Origin of the sequence: Methylorubrum zatmanii, assembly GCF_014845115.1 — a bacterium.
GTDB lineage: Bacteria > Pseudomonadota > Alphaproteobacteria > Rhizobiales > Beijerinckiaceae > Methylobacterium > Methylobacterium zatmanii.
In genome coordinates, this window is the sequence record NZ_NKUI01000007.1 from 1 (window position 1) to 6,322 (window position 6,322).

A 6,322-nucleotide genomic window follows, 5' to 3' on the forward strand; every position below is an offset into this window, starting at 1 on the left:
CCCACCTGCACCTCGTCGCCTTCGTCTGTCTCATGCTCAAAAAGGCCGCTCTACTCGCAGCTGGTTCATAACAGCCTCTAGGCCGCACTTCCTTCGTGCGCGAGCGCTTGGCCCCGCTCGCAATTGGGTCGCTCTCGGTGTGTTCGCACCCGTCGGCATGCTGATGCTGTTGGGGCTCATGCTGTATGACCTGAGGCAGACTGCCTGGGACAAGGCGGAGCAGACTTCGCTCAATCTTCTCCAAATCATCGAGCAGGATATCGCGCGCAATGTCGAGATCATCGATCTGTCGCTGCTCGCGGTCGTCGACAACCTGAAGGCTCCCGGAGTGACGGAGCTCAGCCCGAAGCTGCGCCAACTCGTCCTGTTCGATCGCGCCATGACCGCACGGGACCTGGGTTTGATGCTGGTCCTCGACGAGAACGGCGACAGTATCATCGATGCCAATGCCGTGCCGCCCCGTCAGGTCAACAACGCGGACCGCACCTATTTCCAGGCCCACAAGGAGCGCGCCGATCTCGGCCTCGTCATCAGCCCGCCGGTGCTCTCGCATCTGCTGAAAGTTCCGGTGATCGTGCTGAGCCGCCGCATCGACAAGCCGGACGGCTCGTTCGGCGGCGTGGTGCTGGCCAGCCTCAAGCTCTCCTACTTCACCACCCTGTTCAGACGGATCAGTCTTGGAAAGGACAGCGGGGTCAACCTGTTCCTGCGCGACGGCACTCGCCTGATGCGCCACCCCTTCGTTGAGGCCGATATCGGGGCCAACATCTCTTGGTCCCAAACATTTCGGCGTTTCCTGGAAATGCGGAGCGGCCGCTTCATCGCGGTCTCGGCTCGGGACGGTGTGGAGCGCTGCTATACCTTCACCCAGGTCGGCGATTGGCCGCTGATCCTCAATGTCGCCCTCGGAACACGGGATATCGAAGCCGACTGGTTGGAGAAGTCCTGGGGCATCGCTCTGGCCGTCGTGGTATTATGCGGCCTGACGGTGCTCTTCTCGTTGTTGTTGGGACAGCAGTTGCGCCGCAGCACCGCGATGCAGGCCGAACTGACCCGCCTCTCGCGCACCGATTCCCTGACCGGATTGCCGAACAGGCGCCATTTCGAGGAGTTTTTCGAGCGCGCCTGGAAGGCGGCCGCGCGTGAGCGCAAGCCGCTTGCCCTGCTCATCGTCGATGTGGATCACTTCAAGGGTTACAACGACCGTTTCGGCCATGCGGTGGGCGATACGGTGCTCAAGGGGATCGCCCACAGTCTGACCGCGAGCCTGCACCGGCCGCAGGATCTCCCGGCCCGCGTCGGCGGCGAAGAGTTCGTGGTGCTGCTGCCGGGGACCGATCGGGCGGGGGCTCTCCAGGTCGCCGAGCGGATTCATGCGGCGGTCGCAGGCTTCGCCCTTCCATCATCCGGGATCGCCTGCGGTACGCTCACCGTCAGCATCGGGCTCGCCGTCGGCAACGGGAAGGGGGCGACTCGGGATCTGTATGCCCGGGCCGACGCGTCGCTCTATGAGGCTAAGCGAGGCGGCCGCAACCAGACCAAATGCGCCGACGAAGCGGACGCAACTGCGGAGGAAACCGGCGCGGAGGCGCAAGGCCCGCGCGGTGCCGAGCCCATGTTCCGTAGGGCGGGCTGATACCAATCTGGTCGAGCCCTTCGGGAGGCCGGAGCTGGGCTTCGCTCAGGCGCCGCGCGGGCTTGCCGAGACGCAACCCGCTCCGATCAAGCGGAGGCCGTATCGGCCCCTGGCGGCACCGTGTGTGTCGGCCAGTTGGCCCTCGCAGCCGATGAGCTGCGAGGGCCGGTTTGGATTCGGAGATCGCGAACCCGTTCGGTCGCTGCGTTAGATCCGCGTGGTCGGGAAGACCGGCTTCGGTGCGCTGAGCAGGCCGCCGAGGAAGGCGGCGATGGCGCCGAGGATCAGGGCGATGGAGGCGTATAGGGAGCCCTGGGTCGCGACCGACTTCGCCGTCTTGGCCGCGTCCTCCGCCTGCTTCTTGGCGCTGGCCACCGCCTGCTCGTACTGCTTCTGATAATCCTGCACCTGCTGGCGGGCCTGATCGACCGGGATGTTCTGGGCCTTGGCGAGGGCGTCGGCGGCGCGGGTTTCGGCCTGCTGCTTGTCGGCGGCATCGCCCGAGAGAAGGGCGCGGACGGCCGAGACGGCGGCGTCGCGGGCGGCCTGAGGATCCTGGCCGGCGGCCTGTTCCTTCACCCGCTGCTCGACCCGGTCGATCGGGTTCGAGATCTTGCTCAGCGAGGGAGCCGCGGCCTGCGCTGCCGTCTGAACGGCGCCGCCGACGAGATTGCCGGCGCCACCGAGCGCCGAGCCGACGGTGCTGACGGCGCCGCCGACGATCCCGCTGGCGGCGGAGGTCAGCAGGTAGAGAACGACGAGCGTGGTCACCACCCAGGAGACGAAGCCGTGCAATCCGGCCACCGCCCGCAGCGGCTTGCCGGCGAGCCGTCCGGCGATCAGGCCGCCGACCAGGGAGGCGACGATGCCTGAGCCCACGAACCAGACCCCCGCGCTGATCGAGAGGTTCGATGCGGTGGGGTTGTTGGGGGCATTGACATCGACCGCGGCGAGCCCGGCGGCGACGCCGACGAGATTGATGACGACCTGCGTCACCAGCGCCGTCGCGGCGCCGGCGAAGACGGCGCCCCAGGAAACCTGATTCAGATCCACGGTTTCGCGGGCAACCGTTCGCGTGTCGTCGGCGATGACGGCCGATGTGGTGAAGCCGGGGGGATGGGCCACGCTGTTACTCCAAGTCTGTCAGTCGTCGAGGTGGAATGGCTTGCGCGATGCCCGACCCTTCGGGGCCGGGCACGGTTTTCGCTCAGTTGCGCCCGCGGACGAGCAGGCCGAGGCCGAAGCCGATCAGGCCCGCCACGATGAGGGAGGTGTGCGGCCACTCGACGGAGCGATCATGCCCCTCCTGCAGGGTGCGGCGACCCCGGTCGAAGGCATCCTCGGCGGCGTCGTAGGCCTCGTCGGCGGCATGCCGCACGGCGTCCTTGGCTTGGCCGTAGACGTTCTCGGCCCGGCCTGCGGTCTCGCGCAGGCGGCCTTCGAGGGCGTCGTCGCGGGAGCCGGTCAGGTCGCCGATGGCGCCCTGCACCTTGCCGCCCAACTCCCGAGCGGCACCCATGATCCTGTTGCTGTCGACCATTGCCGCGATCCTCGCTGATAGAGAGTCTCTTTCCGTCACCGTGGTGGGGCCGGAAATGTCTTGACGCCGGTCGCTTGTCCCGACCGGCAGCGGTGCACGAACGGATTGCGGGCAAGCAGGTTCCCGCGCCGGATCGCGGATTCACGGCCAAGTTCCGATCCTTCGTTCACGATTTCGAAGGTCGCGCTCTGCGCTTCGGCCTTCCGCTCGCGGGGCGGGCCGTTCAAATACGGTTCAAGCGGCCGAGCCTAATCGAGAGGGGCCGGCGCGGCGCCCCGCCGCCCGATGTCGGGAGATCGACATGCGTGCTTCCCATCTGCTCCGCACCCTGACTGTGCTGATCGGCCTTGCCGCGACGCCTGCCCTCGCGCAGGCGCCCAGTCCCGCCACCCCGTCCCCGGCGACGAAGCCGCCCGCTTCCGCTCCGGCCGCGACGCCGCCCGCCGCACCCAAGGCCGATGCCAAAGCCGATGCGAAAAGCGACGCCAAGGGCGCCCTTATCGACATCAACTCGGCGAGCGCCGAGGAATTGAGCCAACTCAAGGGGATCGGCGAGGCGCGCTCCGCCGCCATCGTCAAGGGCCGGCCCTACCGGGGCAAGGACGACCTCGTCCGCAAAAAGATCCTGCCGGAAGCCGTCTATGCGGGGATCAAGGACAAGATCATCGCCAAGCAGAAATAAGCTTCTCCGACACTCGCTCGGCGACAAATGGGCTTTTCGCTCGGGTCCGGCGATGATACGCGCCGCCGGACCTGTTCTTTGAAGACGCCCGCACGCGAATGTCCGCCGCCAACTCCCGGATCCGTCTCCATCGCGGCGATCTGCCGCCCGATTTCCAGCCCGGGTCGGCGATCGCCATCGATACCGAGACGCTGGGACTCAACCCGCATCGCGACCGGCTCTGCGTCGTGCAGATTTCCCGCGGCGACGGCAGTGCCGACGTGGTGCAGATCCGCCCCGGCGACCCGGAGCCCGTGCGCCTCAAGGCGATCCTGGCCGATCCGGGCGTCCTCAAGATCTTCCATTTCGCGCGATTCGACCTCGCCGTGCTGTTCAGGGCGCTCGGCGTGATGCCCGCACCGGTCTATTGCACCAAGGTCGCCTCCAAGCTCGCCCGTACCTATACCGACCGCCACGGCCTCAAGGACGTGGTGCGCGAACTCGTGGGCGTCGATCTCTCCAAGCAGCAGCAATCCTCCGATTGGGGGGCGGAGACCCTGAGCCAGGCGCAGATCGACTACGCCGCCTCGGACGTGCTCCACCTCCACGCCGCCCGCGAGCGCCTCGACCTCATGCTGGCCCGTGAAGGGCGCAGCGAGATGGCGCGGGCCTGTTTCGACTTCCTGCCGACCCGAGCCAGGCTCGACCTCGCCGGCTGGCCGGAGACCGACATCTTCGCCCATTCCTGAGGCGGGGGCCTCTGCGTCGGCGCGGGGAGCTCCGGCGATGCCCGCCTGCAACGGTCGGTCGTAACGCACTCGTGGTGAAGCGTTTCGCACTGTTTCCGGTGCGGGGGCGCACGTGGGTGCCGTTGATCATTGCCTGAAGACGAGGCCATAACTTCGCCACCGCACCGGGGCATCCGGCCGGCGGAGCGCGTTCGCGAGCGCGCCGATCCTTCAGGAACGCGATGCAGGCGGCCGACACCATCCAGACGGAGACGGATCTCCTCGCCTACGCCGCGAACGAGAATGCGCGCCGTCGCCGGGCGCATGGGCGCGCGCGCCGGCATTCCGCCCGGGTGCGGATGCTGCGCCGGCTGATCCCGGTCGCCGCCGGCCTCGCCGTGATGGGACTGGCCGCCGTGGTGCTGTGGGGGCCTCTCTCGGGCAGCGTCCCCAACGTGTCCATCGGACCGATCAGCGTCTCCGGTACCAAGGTCACCATGGAAAATCCGCGCCTGTCCGGCTTCCGCAAGGGCGAGCGCGGCTACGAGGTGGTCGCCGATGCCGCCCAACAGGATGTGCGCAAGCCGAGCATCATCGAGCTGCAGGCCATGACGGGCCACGTCGCCACCGATGACAAGGGCGGCCGCGCCTATCTCCAGGCGCAGGGCGGCGTCTTCGATTCGACCCGCGAAATGCTCAATCTCGAGAACGACATCCGCCTCTGGACCGACAAGGGCGAGGAGGTTCGCCTCTCGGTCGCCGCCGTCGATTTCAAGGCCGGCAGCCTGCGCTCGTCGAAGACGGTCACCGTCACGGTGCCGGCGGGCTCCATCGTCGCCGACACCCTCGACGTGGTCGAGAACGGCCGGGTCGTGTCCTTCGTCGGCGGCGTCCACGCCGTGTTCCACGGTGAGGAGGCCGGAACGAAGGACGGCGCCAAGGTCGCCCCCGGGACGGATGCGAAGCCGGAATCCGAGCGCATCCATACCTCTGCTGCGGAACCGCCGGAGCGAGCGCGATGAGCGCGCGTCTCGGCTGGGCGGTCGCCGCCGCTCTCGCCCTCCTTCTGGCTCAGCCCGTTGCCGCGGCCCCGGCGCCGCAGCCTGCCAAGGACGCGGGTAAGGAGACGAGCAAGGATTCCGCGAAGGAGAAGCCGGCTCCCCTCGGCACCGTCGGCGGCGGCAAGGGCCCGATCAAGATCGATGCCGACCGTCTCGATGTGTTCGACAAGGAGAACAAGGCGATCTTCGCCGGCAACGTCGTGGCCGTGCAGGGCGAGAGCACCATCCGCTGCTCCGCGATGACGGTCCATTACAAGCGCGACAAGGATAAGGATCCGGGCAAGGAGTCGAAGGATTCCGCCAAGGCGGAGACCGAGGCCGCCGACGAGGCGAAGGCCAAGGCGGCCGGGGCGCTCGGCGGCAACGGCAGCGGCATCCGCAAGGTCGAATGCGCCGGCCCGGTCACGGTGGCGCAGAAAGACCAGATCGCCACCGGCGACAACGCGGTGTTCGATCAGGTCGCCAAGCGCATCGTCCTCACCGGCAACGTCGTGCTCAGCCAGTGCCAGAACGTCACCCGCGGCTCGCGCCTCGTCTACGACATGACGACCGGCCGGGCGAACATGGATCCCGTCGCGGGCGGACGCGTCTCGGCGATGTTCGTTCCGGGGCAGGCCGGCGATGCCAAGGGCAGCGCGCCGAAGGGCTGCGCCCAGCCGGCCGTGGCGGCCAAGCCCGGCGCCAAGGGGGTGGAAA

The 6,322-nt window shown here is 68.0% G+C and carries 7 protein-coding genes; 5 read left to right on the forward strand and 2 right to left on the reverse strand.

What is annotated here, in order from left to right; translation table 11 throughout:
• Window positions 1-67 precede the first annotated feature (67 nt).
• Window positions 68-1,636 carry a sensor domain-containing diguanylate cyclase gene (locus tag MZTS_RS00900; protein WP_425492728.1) on the forward strand — a complete coding sequence of 523 codons (1,569 nt, stop codon included), beginning with the start codon at window positions 68-70 and terminating at the stop codon, window positions 1,634-1,636.
• Between the two features lie 207 nt (window positions 1,637-1,843).
• On the opposite strand, the gene MZTS_RS00905 is transcribed toward MZTS_RS00900, so the two are convergent.
• Both MZTS_RS00905 and MZTS_RS00910 read right to left on the reverse strand, forming a co-directional pair.
• The gene (locus MZTS_RS00905; protein ID WP_192280526.1) at window positions 1,844-2,761 is read right to left on the reverse strand and encodes a PhnA-like protein; all 918 of its coding nucleotides are present in this window, start codon (window positions 2,759-2,761) and stop codon (window positions 1,844-1,846) included.
• An 82-nt stretch (window positions 2,762-2,843) separates the two neighbouring features.
• The gene (locus MZTS_RS00910) at window positions 2,844-3,176 is read right to left on the reverse strand and encodes a CsbD family protein (protein ID WP_192280529.1); all 333 of its coding nucleotides are present in this window, start codon (window positions 3,174-3,176) and stop codon (window positions 2,844-2,846) included.
• A 301-nt stretch (window positions 3,177-3,477) separates the two neighbouring features.
• Between MZTS_RS00910 and MZTS_RS00915 the strand changes: the two genes are divergently transcribed.
• From MZTS_RS00915 to MZTS_RS00930, 4 genes are all read left to right on the forward strand, one after another.
• Window positions 3,478-3,858: a ComEA family DNA-binding protein gene (locus MZTS_RS00915; RefSeq protein ID WP_192280532.1), complete on the forward strand. Its 381-nt coding sequence runs from the start codon at window positions 3,478-3,480 to the stop codon at window positions 3,856-3,858.
• Window positions 3,859-3,956: 98 nt separating this feature from the next.
• Window positions 3,957-4,586 (forward strand): ribonuclease D, encoded by a 630-nt coding sequence (locus MZTS_RS00920; protein WP_009864521.1) that lies wholly within the window; start codon window positions 3,957-3,959, stop codon window positions 4,584-4,586.
• Between the two features lie 221 nt (window positions 4,587-4,807).
• Window positions 4,808-5,587 (forward strand): lipopolysaccharide-assembly, LptC-related protein, encoded by a 780-nt coding sequence (locus MZTS_RS00925; RefSeq protein ID WP_192280535.1) that lies wholly within the window; start codon window positions 4,808-4,810, stop codon window positions 5,585-5,587.
• A partial coding sequence (locus MZTS_RS00930) for an LptA/OstA family protein (protein WP_192280538.1) occupies window positions 5,584-6,322 on the forward strand: 739 nt, incomplete at its 3' end. The genes MZTS_RS00925 and MZTS_RS00930, both read left to right, overlap by 4 nt.

Coding starts and splice junctions, on each gene's coding strand:
- MZTS_RS00910 (WP_192280529.1), bottom strand. CDS start 3,176: ATGGTCGACAGCAACAGGATCATGGGTGCCGCTCGGGAGTTGGGCGGC.
- MZTS_RS00915 (WP_192280532.1), top strand. CDS start 3,478: ATGCGTGCTTCCCATCTGCTCCGCACCCTGACTGTGCTGATCGGCCTT.
- MZTS_RS00920 (WP_009864521.1), top strand. CDS start 3,957: ATGTCCGCCGCCAACTCCCGGATCCGTCTCCATCGCGGCGATCTGCCG.
- MZTS_RS00925 (WP_192280535.1), top strand. CDS start 4,808: ATGCAGGCGGCCGACACCATCCAGACGGAGACGGATCTCCTCGCCTAC.